The sequence below is a fragment of the Streptacidiphilus jeojiense genome, from assembly GCF_000719095.1.
Classification (GTDB): Bacteria; Actinomycetota; Actinomycetes; order Streptomycetales; family Streptomycetaceae; genus Streptacidiphilus; species Streptacidiphilus jeojiensis.
In genome coordinates this window covers 20022-40525 of sequence record NZ_JOEH01000021.1, presented here as the reverse complement: position 1 = coordinate 40525, position 20504 = coordinate 20022, and the positions used below count along the sequence as shown (strand labels likewise).

Sequence of the window (20504 nt, the reverse complement as noted above, 5' to 3'; positions counted from 1 at the left end):
ACGCAACGGGCAGCGGGCGAGGAGCGAACTGCATGGACCGAGGAGTCGCGGGAGCGACCGACCAGGGCGCCGACGGCGGGCGCTTCACCGTCTCCGTCGACCCCGCTCCGGACGCCACCGTGCTGCGGCTGGCCGGGGAGTTGGACCACGACACCGCCGACGTGCTCAGCGGCGCCCTGGAGACGGTGCTGGACGGGGGCACGCCACGGGTGCTGGTGGACTGCGAGGGCCTGGAGTTCTGCGACTCCACCGGCCTGAACGTGCTGCTGCGGGCCCGACTGTCCGCCGCCGACGCCGGCACCGCCGTGGAACTGTCCGGCCTGCGCGCGGCCGTCGCCCGGCTGTTTGAGATCACCGGCGCCGACGGGGTGTTCCGGACCTACCCCACGCTGGCCGACGCGCTCAACGGTGGCGCCACGGCCGGGGTGGAGGAGACATGACGGGGCGCAGCCGCCGCCCCCTGCGCGGTGCACGGTGAGCCCGGACGCCCGGCCGGGTCTGCCCGCGGGCGGGCAGACGCGGCGGCTGGCGCTGTCCGGCGGACGGGGCCTGATCGGACGCTGCCGCGACTTCACCCGGGCCGCCCTGACGGACTGGCAGTGGATCCCGGCCGACGAGTCGACCGACACCGCCCAGGAGCAGCTGCTGGTGGTCGAGGACGTGCTGCTGCTGGTCTCGGAGCTGGTCACCAACGCCTGCCTGCACGCCGGCGGTCCCGAGGAGCTGGCCCTGCACTGCACCGACGAGCGGCTCCGGGTCGAGGTCACCGACCCCAGCCCGACCGCTCCGTCCCCGCGCACGGCCACGCCCTCGCTCCCCGGCGGCCACGGCCTGCACGTGGTGGAGCGGCTCAGCCGCGAATGGGGCACCACCCCGCGCGGCTCCGGCAAGGCGGTCTGGGTGGAGGTCGCCTCCCCGCTGCGGGCGGCGGTCGTCAGCGAGGACTGAGGTCCTGGGGGTCCAGGGACGGAAGGGGGGCATGGGCCGGGTGATCGGGGGCAGACGACCGTCCAGCCCGTCCCGCCACGCACAGAACGGTCTCCCACCTTGACGACGGCCCCCAGTACCAGCGCCCGTTTCGACACCCCGCGCTTCGAACTGACCTTCGCCCAGCCCCTGTCCGGGGCCGACCGCCCAGCCCCCGACCACGCCGCCGCCGACCGCAGGTCCCCGGACGGCGTGGTGGTCCACCGCACCAGCAGCCGCGGGCCCGGCGGCCACCCCGTCTACGCCGACGACACCGGCATCATCCGCGCCGAGATCAGCGACCGCGGCGAGGTCCGGATGCTCGCCACCAGCGCCCACCAGCGCCCGCGCCGCCCCTCGGGCTGCCGCCCGCTGCCGGCTCAGAGCAGTCGGCGGGCCGCCACCTGCACCGGGTCCCAGACCGGGGAGAACGGCGGCGCGTAGCCCAGGTCCAGCGAGACCACCTGATCGACCGTCATCCCCGCGGTCAGCGCGACGGCGCCGATGTCCACCCGCTTGGCCGCGCCCTCGCGGCCGACGATCTGCAGGCCCAGCATCCGTCCGCTGCCCCGCTCGGCGGTCATCTTGACCGTCATCGGGGCGGCGCCCGGGTAGTAGCCCGCCCTGCTGGTCGCCTCGATCACGGCCGACTCGTAGGCCAGCCCGGCCGCCTCCGCCTCGCGCTCCTTCAGCCCGGTGCGGGCGATCTCCAGCGCGCACACCTTGCTGACCGCGGTCCCCACCACGCCCGGGAACACCGCGCTGCCGCCGCCGAGATTGATGCCGATCACCCGGCCCTGCTTGTTGGCGTGCGTCCCCAGCGCGATGTGCCGGTACCGGCCGGAGACCCGGTCCAGCACCTCGACGCAGTCCCCGCCGGCCCAGATCCCCTCCTGCCCGCGCACCCGCATGGTGTCCTCGGTGCGCAGCCCGCCGGACTCCCCCAGCGGCAGCCCGGCGGCGCGCGCCAGCTCCGTGCGCGGCCGCACGCCCAGACCCAGCACCACCACGTCGGCCGGGTGCTCCCCGGCGCTGCTGACCACCGCCCTGGGCCGCCCGTCCGGGCCCAGCAGCACCTCCTTGGCCTCGGCGCCGGGCACCACCTCCATGCCCATGCCCTCCATGGCCTCGCGCACCAGCCGTCCCATGTCCGGGTCCAGCGTGGACATCGGCTCGGGCGCCCGGTGCACCACGGTGACGTCGAGGCCGCGCCGCACCATGGCCTCGGCCATCTCGATGCCGATGTAGCCGCCGCCGACCACCACCGCCCTGCGGCAGTCCCGCTCCAGCGTCCGCAGCAGCGCCTGGCCCTCGTCCAGGGTCTGCACGCCGTGCACCCCGGGCGCGTCGAAACCCGGCAGCGGGGGCCGGACCGGCTCGGCCCCGGTGCCGATGACCAGCTGGTCGAAGCCGGTCCAGGCCTCGCTGCCGTCCTCCAGGTCGCGGCTGCGCACCCGGCGCCGGTCCAGGTCCAGTTCGACCACCTCGGTGCGCATCCGCAGGTCGATCCTCTGGGCCCGGTGCTGCTCCGGGGTCCGCGCGATCAGCGCGTCCCGCTCGGGCACGTCGCCGCCGACCCAGTAGGGGATGCCGCAGGCCGAGTACGAGCTGAAGTGCCCGCGCTCGAACGCGGTGATCCGCAACCGCTCCGGCCCCCGCAGCCGTCTCGCCTGCGCCGCCGCGCTCATCCCCGCTGCATCCCCGCCCACGACCACCAGATGCTCCGTCATGCTCCGGAGACTAACGGCTCGGTCGGGGCCGGCCGCTCAGGGCTGGATGCGGCGGGCGAGCCAGTCCAGGGCCAGCGGGTAGCGGTAGTCGATGCCGCCGTGGCCGGCCTCGAAGAGCTCGAAGTGGATCGACTCCTCGGGCAGTCCGGCGGCCAGCACCGCACGGTGGAAGGCCTCGGCGCCGATGTCCAGGTAGTACTCGTCGCGGGTGCCGGCGTCGATCCACACCGCGCGCAGCGAGGAGACCGCGGCTGCGTGCTCGGGGACCATCCGCACCGGGTCCAGCGCCAGCCAGCGCTGCCACAGCTCCGGGAACAGCTCGCCGGTGCGGGTGTCGAAGGGCAGCCGCGGGGTGCCGTCCGGGTCCGCGGAGAAGCAGGCGGCCACGCCGAGGGCGGAGAGCACGGTGTCGTCGCCGGGCCTGGTCAGCGCCGGGCGACCGCGGAAGTCGTCCCACCAGGCCGCGACGTCGCCGTCCCAGGGCCGCAGCGCCCGGACCACCTGGGGGAACTCGGCGATGTAGCAGTACTCGTAGAGGGCGTCGCCGGCGTGGGTGGCCAGGGCGCCGAACAGGTCGGGGCGCAGCATCGGGGTGATCATCGCGCCGAAGCCGCCGCTGGACTTGCCGGAGATGGCCCGGTGGTCGCGGTCGGCCAGGGTGCGGTAGCGCGCGTCGACGAAGGGGACGACCTCGTCGCAGAGGTAGGAGTGGTAGCGGCCGGTGCCGGGCGAGTCGACGAACTGGCTGCCGCCGTAGGAGGTCCAGGCGTCGACCAGGACCACGATCACCGGCGGCGTCCCCGCGGCGAACAGCGCGTCCGCGGTCTCCGGGAAGGGCTGCCGGAAGGGGGTGCGGTTGTACCACATGCCCAGGTGGCCGGTGTAGCCCTGGATCACGTAGACGGCGGGGTAGCGGCGGTCCGGCTGGTCGTCGTAGCCGGGCGGCAGGTAGACGTGCAGCGGGCGCTCGAACGGGTCGCCCAGGTGGTTGTCGCGCAGCAGGTCACTGGTGACGACCTGTTCGTCGATCCGTCCGGCCAGCTCGGCGGACCAGGGAAGCATCGGTGCTCCTTCGGGGCAGGTGGGTACCCGGACGGGCACCGGCCCCACCCTGCCACACCGGGTCCGACGGCCTGTCAGGCCACCAGGGGCTCGGCACAGGCATTCATCGCGGTCCCCGGGTCAGACGACAGCCATGACCGATCCCAGCGCACCCGTCCGGGCCGAGGACTTCATCGGCACCCGCCCCCGCACCGACGTCGAACAGGCCTTCGCCGAACTGGAGGCCGCCGCTGCCGCGCCGCAGTTGCAGACCCAGTACTGCCGAGGCGCCCTGGCCGCCTACCTCTGGGCCCTGGGACGGGGCAGCAGCGCCCCGATCACCGGCGCCCGCCCCGACTTCGACATCCCCGACCTGGCCCACATCACCGCCGAGGTGGACGCCTCGGTGGCCCAACTGGACGACCGGCTGCACCGGATGGCCCCGCGCGACTACCTCCAGGGCGCCCATGACGCCCTGGCCTGGCTGTGCGGGCTGACCGACGACATCCCCTCCTCGGGCTCCGGAGCCGTGTGAGCTTCGTCGCAGACGGCCGGGACGAAACGGAACCGTCATTCCGGGGGCGTAGGGTCAGCAGCGGCGGAATGACCATTCCGCTTCTGTTTGCGGTGAATGAGGAGTTCCATGGCGTCCGAGTCCCGGCGCACGCACCACCAGGTGACCTTCGCGGTCCTCGCGGCGGGCGTCGCCGCCTATGCCCTGCTGCAGTCGCTGGTCACACCCGTCCTGCCGACGATCCAGGCCAATCTGCACACCACCCAGTCGACCGTCACCTGGGTCCTGACGGCCTATCTGCTCTCCGCCTCGATCTTCACCCCGATCATGGGCCGGATCGGCGACATGATCGGCAAGGAGCGCGTCTTCGTGGCGACGCTGATAGCCCTGGCCGCCGGCTCGCTGCTGGCCGCGCTGGCCGGCAGCGTCACCGTGATGATCGTGGCCCGGGTGATCCAGGGCGTCGGCGGCGGCGTGCTGCCGCTGGCCTTCGGCATCATCAGGGACGAGTTCCCGCGCGAGAAGCTCAACGGCGCCATCGGCGCGATCGCCTCGCTGAGCGCCGTCGGCGCGGGCCTGGGCATCGTGCTGGCCGGACCGATCGTGGACGCGCTGGACTACCACTGGCTGTTCTGGCTGCCGATGATCCTGACCATCGCCGCCGCCGTGGCCGCCCACTTCCTGGTCCCCGAGTCCCCGGTGCGCACCCCGGGCCGGATCAGCTGGGCCCCGGCACTGCTGCTGTCCGCCTGGCTGGTCGCCCTGCTGGTGGCCCTCAGCGAGGCGCCCACCTGGGGCTGGGGCTCCGGCAAGGTGATCGGCCTGCTGGTCGCCGCCGTGGTGCTGGCCGCCGGCTGGGTCCTGGTCGAGCTGCGCGCGGCCACCCCGCTGATCGACATGACCATGATGCGCCGCAAGGCCGTGTGGACCAACAACCTGGTCGCGCTGCTGATCGGCGTCGGCATGTACGCGGTGTTCGCGTTCCTGCCCGAGTTCGTGCAGACCCCCAAGGCCGCCGGGTACGGCTTCGGCGCCAGCATCACCCAGTCCGGGCTGATCCTGCTGCCCTCCACGGTCACCATGTTCGCGATCGGCATGGCGGCCGGCGGCCTCTCCCGCCGGATCGGCGCCAAGGCCGTGGTGCTGCTCGGCTGCCTGGTCAGCGTCGTGCCGATGCTGCTGCTGGCCTTCGCGCACAGCCACACCTGGGAGCTCTACCTGGCCACCGGGATCATGGGCATCGGCTTCGGCCTCGCCTTCGCGGCCATGTCCGGTCTGATCGTCGCCGCCGTCCCGCCGGAGCAGACCGGCGTGGCCAGCGGGATGAACGCCAACATCCGCACCATCGGCGGATCGATCGGGGCCGCGCTGATGGCCAGCATCGTCACCGCCAACGCCCAGCCCAGCGGGCTGCCGCGGGAGGCCGGCTACACCCACGGCTTCGCCATGCTGGCCGGCGCCATGGTCATCGCCGCACTGGCCGCCGTGGTGATCCCGGCCTCCCGGGCCGGACGCAAGGTCGCCTCCGCGCTGCCCGCGGACGAGCCGGCCCACCCGGAGCTCGGTGTGGTCGCGGGGGGCACGCTGATCGGGGACAAGCCGGAGTAGCGGCCGCGGCCCCTAAACTGCGACTCAGCAGCTCAGGACGCCAGCAGCACTCCACGACCAGGAGGACGGATCCGATGGACCAGCCGGAAGGGCGCCCCATGCGACGCGACGCCGCCCGCAACCACCGGCTGGTCCTGGACGCCGCCCTCGACGTCATCTCCGAGCACGGCACCGACGCCAGCATGGAGCTGATCGCCTCCCGCGCGGGGGTCGGCGTGGGCACGGTCTACCGCCGCTTCCCCAACAAGGAGGCGCTGATCGACGCCCTGGTGGTGACCCTGCTGGAACAGCTGATCAATGCCGCCGACCAGGAGCTGGCCCGGGACGAGGCCTCCGGGCTGGAGAACTTCCTCCGGATTCTGGGCAACCACTTCAGCAGGCACCGCGGCTACATCGACAAACTGGTCAGCCACACCCGGCAGGAGTGCGCCGAACATCTGCGGGACCTGATCGACCAGTTGCTGGCGCAGGCACAGCGGCACGGCCGGATCCGTCCGGAGATCACCCTCGGCGACGTCCAGGCCACCATCTGGGGGGTGCGCGGCGTGGTGGAGTCCGCCGGAGCGGTCGCCCCGGACGCCTGGGAGCGGCACCTCGACATCCACCTCGCCGGACTGCGCGCCCCCGAGCCGCCCAGCACCCGGCCCCCCGTCAGCCGGGCCGACCTGGCCCGGATCAGCGGGGCCCCGCGCGGCGCCTGAACCCGCCGCACCGACTTCGCCGGCCCGGCCTACCCGGTAGTGGGCTCTCCGCCGCCGAAGGCCGCCAGGATCTGCTCCGCCGCCAGCGTCGCCGTCAGCTTGCCGTCCCTGACCCGCTGTTCCAGATCCGGCGTCAACTCCCGCACTGCGGCGTCCTCGTGCAGCCGGGTCAGCAGCTGGTCGCGGACCATCGCCCAGACCCACTGCACCTGCTGCTCACTGCGCCGTGCGGCCAGCGACCCGGTGCCGTCCAGGATCCGGCGGTGCTGCTCGACCGTCTCCCAGAGCTCCTCCAGCTCCAGCCCCTCACGGCCGCTGCAGGTCAGCACCGGCGTGTTCCAGGCCGCGTCCGGGGAGCGCATCAGCCGCAGCGCGCCGGCCAGTTCGCGGGCGGCCGAGCGGGCGGCGACCAGGTGCTCGCCGTCGGCCTTGTTGACCGCGACCAGGTCCGCCAGCTCCAGCACGCCCTTCTTGATGCCCTGCAGCTGGTCGCCGGTCCTGGCCAGGGTGAGCAGCACGAAGGTGTCCACCATGTTGGCGACGGTGGTCTCCGACTGCCCCACCCCGACGGTCTCCACCAGCACCACGTCGTAGCCGGCCGCCTCCATCACCACCATGCTCTCCCGGGTCGCCCTGGCCACCCCGCCGAGGGTGCCCGAGGTCGGCGAGGGGCGCACGAAGGCGTTCGGATCGACGGCCAGCCGCTCCATCCGGGTCTTGTCGCCGAGGATGGAGCCGCCGGTCCGGGTCGAGGACGGGTCGACGGCGAGCACCGCCACCCGGTGGCCGCGGCCGGTGAGCAGGGTGCCCAGCGCGTCGATGAAGGTCGACTTGCCGACACCGGGGACCCCGGTGATGCCCACCCGGACCGCCTGGCCGGAGTGCGGCAGCAGCTCCACCAGCAGCCGCTGCGCCGCCTCCCGGTGGTCCGCGCGGGTGGACTCGACCAGGGTGACCGCCCGGGCGATCCAGGCCCGCGAACCGGCCAGCACCCCGGCCGCATAGGCCTCGACGTCCACCGGCCGGGGCCGCCCCGGGTTCTGCCGAGCCGTCACGTCAGCTCGTGGCCGAGCGATTCGGCCAGGGTCCGCAGCAGGTCGATGGCCGCCTCCGGGATCACCGTGCCGGGCGGGAAGACCGCCGCGGCGCCCGCCGCGTAGAGCGCGTCGAAGTCCTGCGGCGGGATCACCCCGCCGACCACGATGGTGATGTCCTCGCGCCCGGCCTCGGCCAACGCCGCGCGCAGCGCCGGCACCAGGGTGAGGTGCCCCGCCGCCAGCGAGGAGACGCCGACCACGTGCACATCGGCCTCCACCGCCTGCCGGGCCACCTCCTCCGGCGTCTGGAACAGCGCGCCGACGTCCACGTCGAAGCCCAGGTCGGCGAAGGCGGTGGCGATCACCTTCTGGCCGCGGTCGTGGCCGTCCTGGCCCATCTTGGCCACCAGGATGCGCGGCCGCCGGCCCTCCGCCTCCTGGAACGCCCGCACCAGCGCACGGCTCTGCTCCACGGCCCCGGTCGCTCCTGCCTCCTCGCGGTACACACCGGTGATGGTACGGATCTGTCCCGCGTGCCGCCCGTACACCGCCTCCAGCGCGTCGGAGATCTCTCCGACCGTGGCCATCGCCCGGGCCGCGTCCACCGCCAGCGCCAGCAGGTTGCCGTCCAGGGTGCCGTCGTTGCGGGCACCGGCCCGGGCCGACTCGGTCAGCGCCCGCAGCGCCGCCTGACAGGCCTGCTCGTCGCGTTCGGCGCGCAGCCGGCGCAGCTTCTCGACCTGCTGGGCGCGGACCGAGGAGTTGTCGACCTTGAGCACGTCGATCTTCTCGTCGGTGGCGACCCGGTACTTGTTGACCCCGATCACCGGCTGCCGCCCGGAGTCGATCCGGGCCTGGGTCCTGGCCGCGGCCTCCTCGATGCGCAGCTTGGGGATGCCCGCGTCGATGGCCTTGGCCATCCCGCCGGCCGCCTCCACCTCCTGGATGTGCTGCCAGGCCCGCTCGGCCAGGTCCTGGGTCAGCTTCTCGACGTAGGCGCTGCCGCCCCAGGGGTCGATCACCCGGCAGGTGCCGGACTCCTGTTGGAGCATCAGCTGGGTGTTGCGGGCGATCCGCGCGGAGAAGTCGGTGGGCAGCGCCAGCGCCTCGTCCAGGGCGTTGGTGTGCAGCGACTGGGTGTGGCCCTGGGTGGCCGCCATCGCCTCCACACAGGTCCTGGTGACGTTGTTGAAGACGTCCTGCGCGGTCAGCGACCAGCCCGAGGTCTGCGAATGGGTGCGCAGCGAGAGGGACTTGGGGTTCTGCGGGTCGAACTGCCGGACCAGCTTCGCCCACAGCAGCCGGGCCGCCCGCAGCTTGGCGATCTCCATGAAGAAGTTCATGCCGATGGCCCAGAAGAACGACAGCCGCGGCGCGAAGGAGTCCACGTCCATGCCGGCCGCCAGCCCGGCGCGCAGGTACTCCACCCCGTCGGCCAGGGTGTAGGCCAGCTCCAGGTCGGCCGTGGCCCCGGCCTCCTGGATGTGGTAGCCGGAGATGGAGATGGAGTTGTAGCGCGGCATCCGCTGCGAGGTGTAGGCGAAGATGTCGGAGATGATCCGCATCGAGGGCTGCGGCGGGTAGATGTAGGTGTTGCGGACCATGAACTCCTTGAGGATGTCGTTCTGGATGGTCCCGGCCAGCTTCTCGGGCGGCACCCCCTGCTCCTCGGCCGCGACGATGTAGAGCGCCAGCACCGGCAGCACCGCGCCGTTCATGGTCATCGAAACGGACATCCGGTCCAGCGGGATGCCGTCGAACAGCTGGCGCATGTCGTAGATGGAGTCGATGGCCACCCCGGCCATGCCGACGTCACCGGTCACCCGGGGGTGGTCGCTGTCGTAGCCGCGGTGGGTGGGCAGGTCGAAAGCGACCGAGAGCCCCTTCTGACCGGCCGCCAGATTGCGCCGGTAGAAGGCGTTGGACTCCTCGGCGGTGGAGAACCCGGCGTACTGACGGATCGTCCACGGCTGGTTGACGTACATGGTGGGGTACGGGCCGCGCAGGAACGGGGCGATGCCCGGGTAGGTGGACAGGAAGTCCACCCCGGCCAGGTCGTCGCCGGTGTAGAGCGGTTTGACGGCGATGCCCTCCGGGGTGTCCCAGACCAGCTCCGCGGAATCGCCGTCGCCGGCGGCTTTTCCTGCCGCCTGCTCCCAGGCCGCGCGCCAGTCCTCGTCGGTGGCGGCCGGGCCCGGCTGCTCGCCGTCGAGCGGTACCTCGGTGAAATCGGGGATCATCGCACCGCTCCGATCAGGTCCAGGGTGGAAGTGAGGACGGCAACGGCGTCGCAGCCGGTGAACACATGGTCGTCCACGCCACTGACAGTCCCCGGTTTGCCCGCCAGCAGTACCCGCTCGGCGCCGGCCTCCCGCAGCTGCGCCACCGCCTGCTCGCCCTGCTCGGCGTAGAGCCGGTCGCTGGAGCACAGCACCGCCACCGTCGCGCCGCCGGCCCGGAACGCCTCGGCGCCTTCGCCGGTCACCGTCTCGATGCCGCCGGCCTGGAACAGGTTGGCGGCGAAGGAGGACCGACCGGTGTGCACGGCCGCCGGGCCCAGCGTCACCAGGAACACCCGGGGACGGGCCCCGGTCGCGGCCAGCTGCCGGTCCGAGCGCGTCCGCAGCGCCTCGAAGGCCTGCGCGCTGCGCACCCTGGGCAGGCCACCGCCCGGCGGCTCCGGCGCGGGCTCGCGCCGCACCGGGGGTTCGGCCAGGTTGGGGAACTCGCTGACCCCGGTCACCGGCTCGCGCCGGTGCGCCAGGTCCTCGCTGCGGGCCGCCCAGGTCCCCGCGATCCGCTCCCCCACCAGCCCGGACGACAGCGCCGCTGCCTGGCCGCCGGCCCGTTCGATCTCCTGGAACCACGCCCAGGCGGCCCGGGCCAGCTCATCGGTGAGGCTCTCCACGTACCAGGAGCCGCCGGCCGGGTCGATCACCCGGGCCAGGTGCGACTCCTCCACCAGGATCGCCTGGGTGTTGCGGGCGATCCGGCGGGCGAAGGCGTCCGGCAGTCCCAGCGCGCTGTCGAAGGGCTGCACGGTCACCGCGTCCGCACCGCCGACCCCGGCGGCCAGGCAGGCGACGGTGCCGCGGAGCATGTTCACCCAGGGGTCGCGCTCGGTGGCCATCACCGAGGAGGTGACCGCGTGCTGGCGCTGCGCGGCCCCCGGCCCGGCGACCCCGCTGACCTCGGCGACCCGGGCCCAGAGCCGGCGGGCGGCCCTGAGCTTGGCGATGGTGCTGAACTGGTCGGCGGTGGCGGCGTAGCGGAACTCCAGCTGCGCCGCCGCCTGATCGACGGTCAGCCCGGCCGCCGTCAGCGCGCGCAGATAGGCGACGCCGGTCGCCAGCGAGCAGCCCAGCTCCTCGGCGGTCGAGGCGCCGGCGTCGTGGTAGGCGAGGGCGTCCACGGTCAGCGCGCGCAGCCCGGGGTGGTCCCGGACGCAGCGCACCGCCAGCGCGGTCGCCTCGTCGGTCGCGGCGAACCGCTGGTCGCCGGTACGGGCGGTCAGCCCCAGCGGGTCGGCGCCCAGGCTGCCCCAGGGGGCGTCCGCGGGAATGCCGCGCTCCTGGTACACCCGAAAGAGTTGCTCGGCGGCGGCGGTGGTCTCGCTGCCGGCGTCCAGGACCACGCCCGCGAGGTCGAGGTAGACCCCTTCCAGGGCGGTCGGCAGCCCGGCCACCGGCAGTCCGGCCGCGCCGACGGTGAGCCAGAGCGAGCCCACGCCGTTCTCCAGGTCGGCGAGGACCGCCTCGTTGGCCCGGCGCGGATCCGGGTGCGCGTGCTGCTGCCGCACCTCCCACCCCCCGGGCACCGCCCCCTGCGCCCGGCTGCCGCGCACGAACGGGGCGAAGCCGGGATAGCCGCTGGTCACGGCCGGGGCGTCGGCGGAGGTGTAGAGCGGCCGGACCGTGATGCCGTCCTGGAGCCGGGTGCTGAGCCTGCTCTCGGCCTGCACGCCCGAGACATCCTCCGCACCCGACTTGCGGAGGACACCTTCGACGAGGCGCTGCCACTGCTCCCGACTCGCTTCCGGGAACTCGGCGGCCAGGGAGAGCCCTTGGGGCGAGACCGTCATGCTCGTAGGTTAGAGGCGGTTAACTGCTGATTGCAGGTCAGCCAACTGTGACCTTGACCTCTTGCACTCCTGGCGCCGCGGAGTGCCATCCGGGAGTGCCGAGCGGTCTGCCGAGGGGTGTGCCACCGTGCCCGCTACCTGGGCCACTCGCGGGGGCGGTCGCTCCAGAACACCTGCTCCGGATCGTCGAGGTCGATGTCGGGGAAGACCTGCCGTACCCTCAGCTCGAACTCGTCCTCCGCCAGCGGCTCCCAGCCGATGCCCTTGAACCTGACGAGCCGGAAACGGGTGTCGGCGTGGTAGCCGGCCACCTCGATCAGATGGTGCTCCGACGGTGACGGAAGGGGTGCGGTGTCGTCGCTCATACCCCCAGACTGCCCCCGTCGCGGCGCTCGGGGCACCCCGGGTGGGCCGGTCGGGCGTGTGTCGCGGGACACAGGTGATCTCCCGGCGATTCGGGGTATCAGGCGTCGTGCACGCGTTCCCCCGCACCCGCGGCCGCACCGACCCCGAGGAAGTCCCATGGCCCGTTCCAAGGTCGCCGACCAGTTCGTCCAGGTCCTGCTCCAGTCCGGCGTCGAGCGCATCTACGGCGTCGTCGGCGACAGCCTCAACCCGCTGGTCGACGCCATCCGACGGACCGACGGGATCGAGTGGGTGCACGTCCGCAACGAGGAGGCCGCCGCCTTCGCCGCCGCCGCGGAGGCGCAGGTCACCGGCAGGCTGGCGGTCTGCGCGGGCTCCTGCGGCCCCGGCAACACCCATCTGGTCCAGGGCCTCTACGACGCCCGGCGCAGCAGCGCCCCGGTGCTGGCCATCGCCTCGCACATCCCCTCCACCCAGATCGGCACCGGCTACTTCCAGGAGACCCATCCGGAGCAGCTCTTCGCCGAGGCCGCCGACTACTGCGAGCTGGTCTCCCAGCCGGCCCAGATGCCGCGGATCGCCAGGATCGCGGTGCAGCACGCGGTGGCCACCCCCGGCGTCTCGGTGCTGGTGCTGCCCGGCGACATCGCCGACGAGCCGGCCGCCCACCCGGCCGGCAGCTCCGCCCCCGCCGCGGTGCTGGCGCCGGTGGTGCCGGAGCCGGCGACGGTGCGGGCGCTGGCGGACCGGATCAACGCCGCCGAGCGGGTCACCCTGTTCTGCGGCGCCGGCACCCGCGACGCCCACGCCGAGGTGATGCGGCTGGCCGAGACCGTGAAGGCCCCGGTCGGCCACACCCTGCGCGGCAAGGAGTGGATCCAGTTCGACAACCCCTACGACGTGGGGATGGTCGGCCTGCTCGGCTACGGGGCCTGCTACGACGCGCTGCACGAGGCCGACCTGATGCTGATGCTGGGCGCCGACTTCCCCTACGACGCCTTCCTGCCGCAGGCCCACACCGTCCAGGTGGACCGGGACGCCCGCCGGCTGGGCCGCCGCACCCCGCTGGAGCTGGCCGTGCACGGCGACGTCGGGGCGACCCTGCGCGCGGTGCTGCCGCTGCTGGAGGTGAAGGGGTCGCGGCGGTTCCTGGACGAGATGCTGCGCAAGCACGAGCGGGCGCTGAGCGGAGCCGTCAGCGCCTACACCCGCAAGGTGGAGAACCACGTCCCGATCCACCCCGAGTACGCCGCCTCGGTCCTGGACGAGCTGGCCGCCGACGACGCCGTGTTCACCGTCGACACCGGCATGAACAACGTCTGGGCCGCCCGCTACCTCACGCCCAACGGCCGCCGCCGGGTGATCGGCTCCTTCGCCCACGGGTCGATGGCCAACGCCCTCCCGCACGCCATCGGCGCCGCCTTCGCCGACCGCGACCGGCAGATCGTCTCGATGTCCGGCGACGGCGGCCTGGGCATGCTGCTCGGCGAGCTGATCACGGTGCGCCAGCACGACCTGAACGTCAAGGTGGTGGTGTTCGACAACTCCTCGCTCGGCATGGTCCGGCTGGAGATGATGGTGGACGGGCTGCCGGCCTTCGGCACCGACCACCCCGCCGTCGACTACGCCGCCGTCGCCGCCGGGATCGGCATCCCCAGCGTCCGGGTGGAGAAGCCCACCGAGGTGCACGCGGCCCTGGCCGACGCCCTGAACACCCCTGGCCCGGCCCTGGTCCAGCTGGTCACCGACCCCAACTCGCTGTCGGTCCCCTCCCACATCGAGCTCTCCCAGATCCGCGGCTTCGCCCTCTCCGCCGGCCGCACCGTCCTGGACGGCGGCGTGGGCACCATGCTGTCCCTGGCCCGAGCCAACCTCCGCAACATCCCCCGGCCCTGACTCCGCCCTGACCCCGTTCCGAGCGGGCCGGACGAACCGCCGACGTGGTCACCGCGTCGGCGGTCCGCCTCAACCTCTCTGACCGGGCGTCAGCCGCGGGGCAGGGCCTCGGACTGGACCGTGGGGAGCTTGGTCCAGTCGCTGGAGACCACGCTGGCGTGCGCGGCCGCCAGCTGGGCCACCTTGGCCTCGGCCTGGGCCTCGGTCGGGTTGGTGTCGTCGATGGCCGGCGGGACGTTCTGGGCGTCGGTCATCACCAGCAGGTAGTGGTTGGTGTCGTACCAGGAGGTGTCGATGCTGCCGTTGAGGTAGGTCGAGGCGTCACCGTCGAAGACCACGAACCAGGGCCGCAGCGTGGTGTCGGAGTAGCGCGTGCGCGGGTCGCCGGCCTGGGCGTTGTGGACCGCGGGGAAGATCTGGGCCTGGCTCAACTGGCCTGCGGCCGACAGGGTGTTGAGGTGCTGGGCGTACTCCTTGTCGGTCCACAGGGTGTCGGTGGGGTTGGCCTCCTCCACCGTGCCGGGGATGATCTCCAGGATCACCTTGCCGGCCAGCGCGCTGCGGCTGGGCCAGTTGTTGGCCTTGGCCGCCGCGTCCAGCGTGGCGTACTGGCCGCCGCCGGGCTTGGCCAGCAGGTCGGCGGGGCGGAAGACGTCGCTGCCCAGGTGCGCGGCGATGGTCTGGTCCAGCTGGGTCGGGCCGAGGCCGTAGGTGGCCTGGAAGCCCGCCTTCAGCTCGATCTTGATCATCAGCGGGGCGTGGCCGGGGTGCGCCGCCAGCCAGACCCTGACGTCGTCCAGGCAGCTGCCCAGGTCCTTGTTGGCGCCGCCGCTGTAGAGCTGGGAGGCGCTGCTGGCGTCCACGCAGTTGTTGCTGTTCCCCAGCGGGTTGGAGTGGCTGACCTTCCACTCCTTGGTGATGAAGTCGTCCCAGACGTCCAGCTCGATCATCGAGGTGCCGGTGTCCAGCGCGTCCGCCAGGTAGGGGAACGCGCTGGGGTCGTAGGTGTTGTGGATGCCGACGGTGGTGGCACTCGCCTCGCCGAGGGATCCGGTGTCGACGGCGCTGCTGGTACCGGCCGGCACCAGCAGCGCCGCGGCGAGCAGCGCGAGGAACGGGAGACCACGGCGCATGGGGCGGGACATACTGCCTCCTGGACGGGGACGGAGCGCGGCGACTGCCGCGCAGCCGGACTAGACCATCCTGAGGGTCCCGAGGGAATAGCCAGTGACATGACAATGACGTCGGTCTGGCCTTCCGGCGTCGGCGTCCCGGCGCCCCCTCGCGCCGCGGGGCCGCCGACCGGCCGGGCGCTGCGCCCGTCCGATCCGCGGCCCCCACGGGACTGCGGCAGCCTCCGCTCAGCGGCAGAGGTACAGCCGTCGCGGCGCCAGCCGCAGCCGGGCCGCCGTCTCCTGCTGCTTGGGCGACATCAGCACCCCGCAGGGCAGGCAGGGGGTGCCGTTGCGGGTGCGCCCGCTGCCGTGACAGGTCGCGCACTCGTCGTCGACCAGTGCGCGGTAGCCGTCGCCGTACCCGTACTGCGTTCTGATCAACCACCGATCCATGGATCCCCCTGGCTTCGAAGCAGCTCTGATCGCAAAGGAAGGCCCCTTGCCGGGCGTTCCGCGAGGCGTTCGTAGCTGTTACGCGTCCGGATGGGTCCGGGATCACGGAAATCACAGAAATTTCCGAGCAGTTGAGTGAGGGTCAGGACGCGTACACCTGGAACCCGGATGCCTGCCCTGCCGGCCAGCCGGTATTGGCGGTGAAGGTGAGCCGGAGGTACCGGGTGCTGCTGCCGGAGGGCAGAGTGGCGGTGACGGTGTTTCCGGTCGCCGGGTTGAAGGTGTAGCCGGCCGAGCCGAGCAGGGTCGCGAACGAGGAGCCGTCGGTGCTGCCGGACACCGTGATGGTCTGCGTCCTGGTCCCCCAGGCCGTGGCGGGCGGCAGGGTGAGCACGATCCGGCCCACCGCACGGGTGCTGCCGAGGTCGACCTGGAGCCACTGCGGGAAGGCGTTGTTGGCGCTCTCCCAGTAGGTGTTGGGGTCGCCGTCCACCGCGTTGCCGCTGCTGTAGACCTGGGTGTGGCTGCTCTCCGAGGTGGGCTGGTGCAGCGCCAGGTCGGTGCTGGGCGGCGGGGTGGTGGGCGGCGGGGTGGTCGGTCCGCCGGCGGCGGTGGGCGAGGTGGGGCGGGTGGCGGTCAGGGCGATCTGGCCCTTGAGCATCCGACCGCCGTCGGCCGTGAGCCGCAGGTAGTAGTCCGAGGAGCAGGCGGTGCCGTCGGCGTCCAGGGCCAGCAGCCCGGAACCCGCCGGGACGCCCGCCTGGGTCTCGGCGGTCTTGGCGATCTGGTTGCCCTCGCCGTACTCGTCGAACATGGAGATGTAGATGCCCTGGGCGCCGACCCGGACCATGTTGTAGAACTGCCGCCACATGAAGTCGCCGTGCGCGCGCTGGTTGCCCGAGACGTCGCCGGGCAGGACGCAGGGCTGGTAGTCGATGCCGTTGGCGTTGCAGTCGGCCTGGTCCGGGACGTTGATGTTCTGGTAGACCGAGTCGGAGTCGGCCGCGGTGCCGATGGCGCCGACCATCCACGGCGAGATCATGTTGAAGGCGTGGTAGGTGCCCAGGTACCCGGCCCGGGAACCGCCGGTGCCGGTGCGCCACTCGCGCGGCACCCCGCCGATCACGTAGCAGCCCTGGCCCTTGAACCAGTTGATGACGTCCAGACAGGTGGCCGCGTCCCAGGGGTGGTTGGCGTCGTTGAAGCCGAAGCCCCAGATGCACACCACCGGCTTGCCGTTCTGCCGCGCGTAGGCCGACGAGGCGGTGTGCGCCGACATCTTGTTGGTCCAGTCGGCCTTCATCTCCGACTGCATGTTGGTCCAGCCGGTGGCGTCGTACATGATGTAGAACTTGCGCCCGTAGGTCTCCGCCGAGCTGCGCACCTTGGCCGCCATGGCGTCGCGGGTCGGGCCCTCGCTGCTGTTGGGGTTGAACCGCTGCAGCGCGGCGGTGTCGCAGCCGTTCTGCTGCATCCACAGGAAGTGGGTGTCCACCGTCTGCTGGTCGTAGGACGAGAACAGCGTCGCCGGCTGGCCGTTGTTCAGGTTGGCGTAGCCGGTCTGGTAGACGTGGGTGTACTCGCGCATGTCCGGCCATGCCTTGATGGCGTTGTTGCTGGTCGACGGCGCCTGGGACCAGTTCTGGCTCCAGTGCCACCAGCCGTTGATCGGGGCCCCGTCCCCGATGCAGGCGAACCAGCCCTGGTAGCCGACGGTGATCTTCCCGACCACGTCCCCGGCCGGGCTGGCCGCCGGAACGACGGCGGCGTCCGCGGCGCGCAGCAACTGGGTCCCCGTCACCGCCATGACGGCGGTCCCTCCGAGCACGGACGCCATGAACGTCCGTCGTGACATTGGCATGAGTGGTCCTCACCGGTGGATGGACGATGAACAGTCAAATCGTCGTGGATTTGCCCGATGCTGTAAATAGATTGCGAAATTCTGTCGACGCCGCATAGCTTCACGGTTACCCGCACGACCGGACGGCGCCGAGGGAGACAGACAGTTGAACGAACATCAGGGCGCGCCTCTGGTGGTGGCCGAGGGGTTGCGCAAGGTCTACCAGCCCTCCGGCTTCACCGCCGTGGACGGCATCGACTTCGCCCTGGCCCCCGGCGAGGCCTTCGGCTTCCTCGGGCCCAACGGGGCCGGCAAATCCTCGACCATGCGCATGATCAGCTGCGTCTCCCCGCTCAGCGGCGGCTCGCTCCGGGTGCTCGGCCTGGACGCGGCCACCCACGGCCCCGAGATCCGCGCCAGGATCGGGGTGGTCCCCCAGGAGGACACCCTGGACGAAGAGTTGACGGTCCGGGAGAACCTGCTGATCTACGGCCGCTACTTCGGCCTGCCCCGCCCCGTGGTCCGCGAGCGCGCCGACCGGCTGCTGGAGTTCGCCCGGCTCACCGACAAGGCGGACGAACAGGTGGCGGCCCTGTCCGGGGGCATGAAGCGACGGCTCACCATCGCCCGCGGCCTGGTCAACGAACCGGAGATCCTGCTCCTCGACGAGCCCACCACCGGCCTGGACCCGCAGGCCCGCCACCTGCTCTGGGAGCGGCTCTACCAGCTCAAGTCGGAGGGCGTCAGCCTCATCCTGACCACCCACTACATGGACGAGGCCGAACAGCTCTGCGACCGCCTGGTGGTCATGGACGGCGGCCGGATCGTCGCCGGGGGCACCCCGCGCGAGCTGATCGAGGCCCATGCCGGCCGGGAGGTGCTGGAGCTGCGGGTCCCGCCCGGCGACCAGGCGGTGACCGCGGAGAAGCTGCAGGGCCTGGCCGACCGGCTGGAGCCGCTGCCGGACCGGCTGCTGCTCTACACCGAGGACGGCGAGACCGCACTGGCCGCGGTGCACGCCCGGGGCATCGTCCCGATCACGGCGCTGGTCCGGCGGGCCGGCCTGGAGGACGTCTTCCTCACCCTGACCGGCCGCACCCTCGTCGACTAGAGACCGGAAGGGAAGAACCTCATGGCCTCGGCCGCACTGCAGCCCCCGCCCGCCCGCACCGCCCCGCACTCCGCCCCGCACTCCGCCCCGCCGCCGGTGCTGCGGGAGTTCAGCTACTGGCTGCACCGCTACCGCCGCACCTGGCGCGGCACCGTCGTGATCAGCGTGGCCAACCCGCTGCTGTTCCTGGCCGCCATCGGCGCCGGGCTGGGCAAGCTGGTGGACCACGGCGGCAGCGGCTACCTGCACGGCAGCTCCTACGTCGCCTTCTTCGCCCCAGGGCTGCTGGCCGCGATGGCCATGCAGACCGGGTACATCGAGGCGGCCGGACCGGTGTTCCAGTCGGCCCGCCCGCAGGGCAACTACCGTGCCGCCGCGGCGACCTTGATGAGCCCCACCGACATCCTCGGGGGCCATCTGCTGTTCATGGCCTTCCGGCTGGCCCTCAGCGCCACCGCCTTCACCGCCGTCGTCGCCGCCTTCGGCATCACCGGCCCGCTGCGCGCCCTGCTGCTGGTGCCCGCGGCCACCCTCACCGGGATGGCCTTCTGCGCGCCGGTCGCCGCCTGGTCGGTCACGGTGACCCGGCAGGCCCGGCTCAACGGGGTGTTCCGCTTCGTGCTGATGCCGCTCTACATGTTCTCCGGGACCTTCTTCTCCACCGACCAGCTGCCCGGATGGCTGCACGGCGTGATCGCCTGCACCCCGCTCTACCAGGGCATCGCGCTGTGCCGCTCGATCGTGGCCGGGACCGCCACGGCCGGCGGCAGCGCGCTGCACACCGGCTACCTCGCCGCCCTGGTGCTGCTGGGCTACCTGGCCGCCCGCCGCACCTTCACCCGCCGGCTCAACGGATAGCCGGCCGAACGGATAGGGAGCCTCCCGTGCCCGCCGCCCTGCTCCTGCTCGAACGCAATCTGCTGATCTACCGTCATACCTGGTACCTGCTGCTGGCCGAGGTGCTGGAACCGATGCTCTACCTGCTGACCATCGGCGTCGGCATCGGCCAGCTGGTCGGCCACGTCCCCGGACTGGACGACCACGGACCGGCCGGCGGCATCGGCTACTCGGTGTACGTCGCCCCGGCGCTGCTGGCCACCGCGGCGATGAACGGCGCGATGAACGAGACCACCTTCAACATGTTCTCCAAGCTGAAGCTGCAGCGCGTCTACGACTCCATCCTGGCCACCCCGATGACCGTGTACGACGTGGCGGTCGGCGAGGTGTGCTGGGCGCTGCTGCGCGGGGTGCTGATCACCCTGGGCTTCCTGGCCGTGGTCGGCGCCTTCGGCCTGGTCCACTCCGTCTGGATCCTGCTGGTGGTCCCCGGCGCCGCACTGGTCGGCTTCGCCTTCGCCTCGGTGGGCCTGGCCGTGGTCACCTACCTGCGCAACTGGGCCGACTTCCAGTTCATCCAGCTGGCGATGCTGCCGATGTTCCTGTTCGCGACCACCTTCTACCCGCTGGGGGTCTACCCCCGGCCGATCCAGATCGCGGTGGAGTGCCTGCCGCTCTACCAGAGCATCCAGCTGATCCGGCTGCCCGCCCTCGGCCAACCCGGGACCGCGCTGCTGCTGCCCGCGGTGTACCTGCTGCTGATGGGCGCGCTGGGGCTGCGGATCGCCCTGCCCCGGATGCAGAGGCTGCTGCTGCACTGACGACTCGGCAGCAGCGGTCCCGGCAACCGGGGCAGGGCGGCGCGGACGGGGTCGCGGCCGGGGTCGGTCAGACCTCCGGTCGGGCCAGCGGCCAACCACCGGCCGCCAGCCTGGACTTGACCCTGGCGACATCGCTGTCGGCGAGCGGGCCGTTGGAGGTGGCCTCGGCCGCCTCACGGATCGCCTTGGCGGTGATCGGGTCACTGCCGCCGGCCAGCTCCTCGGCGATCGAGCTGACCTGATCGTCCGTCAACTGGCTGGCGAGCAGCGCGAACAGGGGAATGTAGTCACGCTCGGGCACCCCTTCGGGGTAACCGGCGCGGAGCCAGCCCACGATGGACGACAGTACGGGTGGCAAGGGCATCTGCTTGATCCCTCCTTCGATTG

The 20504-nt window shown here is 72.3% G+C and carries 20 protein-coding genes; 10 read left to right on the top strand and 10 right to left on the bottom strand.

The window, feature by feature from the left end; genetic code table 11:
- Positions 1-32 precede the first annotated feature (32 nt).
- From IF29_RS0126320 to IF29_RS43860, 3 genes are all read left to right on the top strand, one after another.
- Positions 33-440, top strand: coding sequence for an STAS domain-containing protein (locus tag IF29_RS0126320; protein WP_030259737.1), 408 nt, complete (start codon positions 33-35; stop codon positions 438-440).
- A gap of 34 nt (positions 441-474) precedes the next feature.
- Positions 475-948 carry an ATP-binding protein gene (locus IF29_RS0126315; RefSeq protein WP_232242442.1) on the top strand — a complete coding sequence of 158 codons (474 nt, stop codon included), beginning with the start codon at positions 475-477 and terminating at the stop codon, positions 946-948.
- Between the two features lie 150 nt (positions 949-1098).
- Positions 1099-1410, top strand: coding sequence for a DUF6296 family protein (locus IF29_RS43860; RefSeq protein ID WP_269665024.1), 312 nt, complete (start codon positions 1099-1101; stop codon positions 1408-1410).
- On the opposite strand, the gene IF29_RS0126305 is transcribed toward IF29_RS43860, so the two are convergent.
- Both IF29_RS0126305 and IF29_RS0126300 read right to left on the bottom strand, forming a co-directional pair.
- Positions 1347-2696, bottom strand: coding sequence for an FAD-dependent oxidoreductase (locus tag IF29_RS0126305; protein WP_030259727.1), 1350 nt, complete (start codon positions 2694-2696; stop codon positions 1347-1349). The genes IF29_RS43860 and IF29_RS0126305 overlap by 64 nt on opposite strands.
- Before the next feature lie 36 nt (positions 2697-2732).
- Positions 2733-3758, bottom strand: coding sequence for an alpha/beta hydrolase-fold protein (locus IF29_RS0126300; protein ID WP_030259724.1), 1026 nt, complete (start codon positions 3756-3758; stop codon positions 2733-2735).
- Between the two features lie 133 nt (positions 3759-3891).
- On the opposite strand from IF29_RS0126300, the gene IF29_RS42380 reads away from it, so the two are divergent.
- From IF29_RS42380 to IF29_RS0126285, 3 genes are all read left to right on the top strand, one after another.
- Positions 3892-4272: a hypothetical protein gene (locus tag IF29_RS42380; protein ID WP_030259722.1), complete on the top strand. Its 381-nt coding sequence runs from the start codon at positions 3892-3894 to the stop codon at positions 4270-4272.
- A gap of 108 nt (positions 4273-4380) precedes the next feature.
- Positions 4381-5859, top strand: a complete 1479-nt coding sequence (locus IF29_RS0126290; RefSeq protein WP_030259721.1) for an MFS transporter — start codon at positions 4381-4383, stop codon at positions 5857-5859.
- A 74-nt stretch (positions 5860-5933) separates the two neighbouring features.
- A complete protein-coding gene (locus IF29_RS0126285) occupies positions 5934-6560 on the top strand; it encodes a TetR/AcrR family transcriptional regulator (RefSeq protein WP_051726026.1) in 627 nt (208 codons plus the stop codon).
- Between the two features lie 29 nt (positions 6561-6589).
- On the opposite strand, the gene meaB is transcribed toward IF29_RS0126285, so the two are convergent.
- The 4 genes from meaB to IF29_RS0126265 form a co-directional block, all read right to left on the bottom strand.
- Entirely contained in the window at positions 6590-7615 is a 1026-nt protein-coding gene (gene meaB, locus IF29_RS0126280) for a methylmalonyl Co-A mutase-associated GTPase MeaB (protein ID WP_084714982.1), read from the bottom strand.
- Positions 7612-9837, bottom strand: a complete 2226-nt coding sequence (gene scpA / locus IF29_RS0126275) for a methylmalonyl-CoA mutase (RefSeq protein WP_030259717.1) — start codon at positions 9835-9837, stop codon at positions 7612-7614. Before scpA ends, meaB begins: the two co-directional genes overlap by 4 nt.
- A complete protein-coding gene (locus IF29_RS0126270) occupies positions 9834-11678 on the bottom strand; it encodes a methylmalonyl-CoA mutase family protein (protein ID WP_030259715.1) in 1845 nt (614 codons plus the stop codon). The genes scpA and IF29_RS0126270 overlap by 4 nt, the downstream gene beginning before the upstream one ends.
- A gap of 134 nt (positions 11679-11812) precedes the next feature.
- Positions 11813-12043, bottom strand: coding sequence for a hypothetical protein (locus IF29_RS0126265; RefSeq protein WP_030259713.1), 231 nt, complete (start codon positions 12041-12043; stop codon positions 11813-11815).
- A 157-nt stretch (positions 12044-12200) separates the two neighbouring features.
- Here IF29_RS0126265 and IF29_RS0126260 point away from each other — a divergent pair, with 157 nt between their 5' ends.
- The gene (locus IF29_RS0126260) at positions 12201-13940 is read left to right on the top strand and encodes a pyruvate dehydrogenase (protein WP_030259711.1); all 1740 of its coding nucleotides are present in this window, start codon (positions 12201-12203) and stop codon (positions 13938-13940) included.
- A gap of 89 nt (positions 13941-14029) precedes the next feature.
- Here IF29_RS0126260 and IF29_RS0126255 read toward each other — a convergent pair whose 3' ends face one another.
- The 3 genes from IF29_RS0126255 to IF29_RS0126245 all read right to left on the bottom strand — a co-directional run bounded on the left by IF29_RS0126255 (position 14030) and on the right by IF29_RS0126245 (position 17369).
- Positions 14030-15073, bottom strand: coding sequence for a phosphatidylinositol-specific phospholipase C domain-containing protein (locus IF29_RS0126255; RefSeq protein ID WP_037596716.1), 1044 nt, complete (start codon positions 15071-15073; stop codon positions 14030-14032).
- Between the two features lie 228 nt (positions 15074-15301).
- A complete protein-coding gene (locus IF29_RS0126250; protein ID WP_030259707.1) occupies positions 15302-15496 on the bottom strand; it encodes a hypothetical protein in 195 nt (64 codons plus the stop codon).
- Between the two features lie 154 nt (positions 15497-15650).
- Positions 15651-17369: a glycoside hydrolase family 99 protein gene (locus IF29_RS0126245; RefSeq protein WP_030259705.1), complete on the bottom strand. Its 1719-nt coding sequence runs from the start codon at positions 17367-17369 to the stop codon at positions 15651-15653.
- A 145-nt stretch (positions 17370-17514) separates the two neighbouring features.
- Between IF29_RS0126245 and IF29_RS0126240 the strand changes: the two genes are divergently transcribed.
- From IF29_RS0126240 to IF29_RS0126230, 3 genes are read left to right on the top strand one after another with little or no spacing between them, the layout of a single operon-like run.
- A complete protein-coding gene (locus IF29_RS0126240) occupies positions 17515-18459 on the top strand; it encodes an ABC transporter ATP-binding protein (protein WP_030259702.1) in 945 nt (314 codons plus the stop codon).
- Positions 18460-18480: 21 nt separating this feature from the next.
- Positions 18481-19317, top strand: coding sequence for an ABC transporter permease (locus IF29_RS0126235; RefSeq protein WP_084714980.1), 837 nt, complete (start codon positions 18481-18483; stop codon positions 19315-19317).
- A gap of 26 nt (positions 19318-19343) precedes the next feature.
- Entirely contained in the window at positions 19344-20117 is a 774-nt protein-coding gene (locus tag IF29_RS0126230) for an ABC transporter permease (RefSeq protein ID WP_232242440.1), read from the top strand.
- Between the two features lie 67 nt (positions 20118-20184).
- Here the strand turns inward: IF29_RS0126230 and IF29_RS0126225 are convergent, their stop codons facing one another.
- Complete coding sequence (locus IF29_RS0126225; protein WP_030259695.1) at positions 20185-20481, bottom strand: DUF3349 domain-containing protein; 297 nt, start codon at positions 20479-20481, stop codon at positions 20185-20187.
- Positions 20482-20504: the final 23 nt, after the last annotated feature.

Bases quoted from the DNA above. Each gene is read 5' to 3' on its own strand.
- IF29_RS0126255 (WP_037596716.1), bottom strand. From the start codon at position 15,073: ATGCGCCGTGGTCTCCCGTTCCTCGCGCTGCTCGCCGCGGCGCTGCTG.
- IF29_RS42380 (WP_030259722.1), top strand. From the start codon at position 3,892: ATGACCGATCCCAGCGCACCCGTCCGGGCCGAGGACTTCATCGGCACC.
- IF29_RS0126320 (WP_030259737.1), top strand. From the start codon at position 33: ATGGACCGAGGAGTCGCGGGAGCGACCGACCAGGGCGCCGACGGCGGG.
- IF29_RS0126245 (WP_030259705.1), bottom strand. From the start codon at position 17,369: ATGCCAATGTCACGACGGACGTTCATGGCGTCCGTGCTCGGAGGGACC.
- IF29_RS0126260 (WP_030259711.1), top strand. From the start codon at position 12,201: ATGGCCCGTTCCAAGGTCGCCGACCAGTTCGTCCAGGTCCTGCTCCAG.
- IF29_RS0126290 (WP_030259721.1), top strand. From the start codon at position 4,381: ATGGCGTCCGAGTCCCGGCGCACGCACCACCAGGTGACCTTCGCGGTC.
- scpA (WP_030259717.1), bottom strand. From the start codon at position 9,837: ATGATCCCCGATTTCACCGAGGTACCGCTCGACGGCGAGCAGCCGGGC.
- IF29_RS0126285 (WP_051726026.1), top strand. From the start codon at position 5,934: ATGGACCAGCCGGAAGGGCGCCCCATGCGACGCGACGCCGCCCGCAAC.
- IF29_RS0126270 (WP_030259715.1), bottom strand. From the start codon at position 11,678: ATGACGGTCTCGCCCCAAGGGCTCTCCCTGGCCGCCGAGTTCCCGGAA.
- IF29_RS0126225 (WP_030259695.1), bottom strand. From the start codon at position 20,481: ATGCCCTTGCCACCCGTACTGTCGTCCATCGTGGGCTGGCTCCGCGCC.
- IF29_RS0126300 (WP_030259724.1), bottom strand. From the start codon at position 3,758: ATGCTTCCCTGGTCCGCCGAGCTGGCCGGACGGATCGACGAACAGGTC.
- IF29_RS0126265 (WP_030259713.1), bottom strand. From the start codon at position 12,043: ATGAGCGACGACACCGCACCCCTTCCGTCACCGTCGGAGCACCATCTG.
- IF29_RS0126235 (WP_084714980.1), top strand. From the start codon at position 18,481: ATGGCCTCGGCCGCACTGCAGCCCCCGCCCGCCCGCACCGCCCCGCAC.
- IF29_RS0126305 (WP_030259727.1), bottom strand. From the start codon at position 2,696: ATGACGGAGCATCTGGTGGTCGTGGGCGGGGATGCAGCGGGGATGAGC.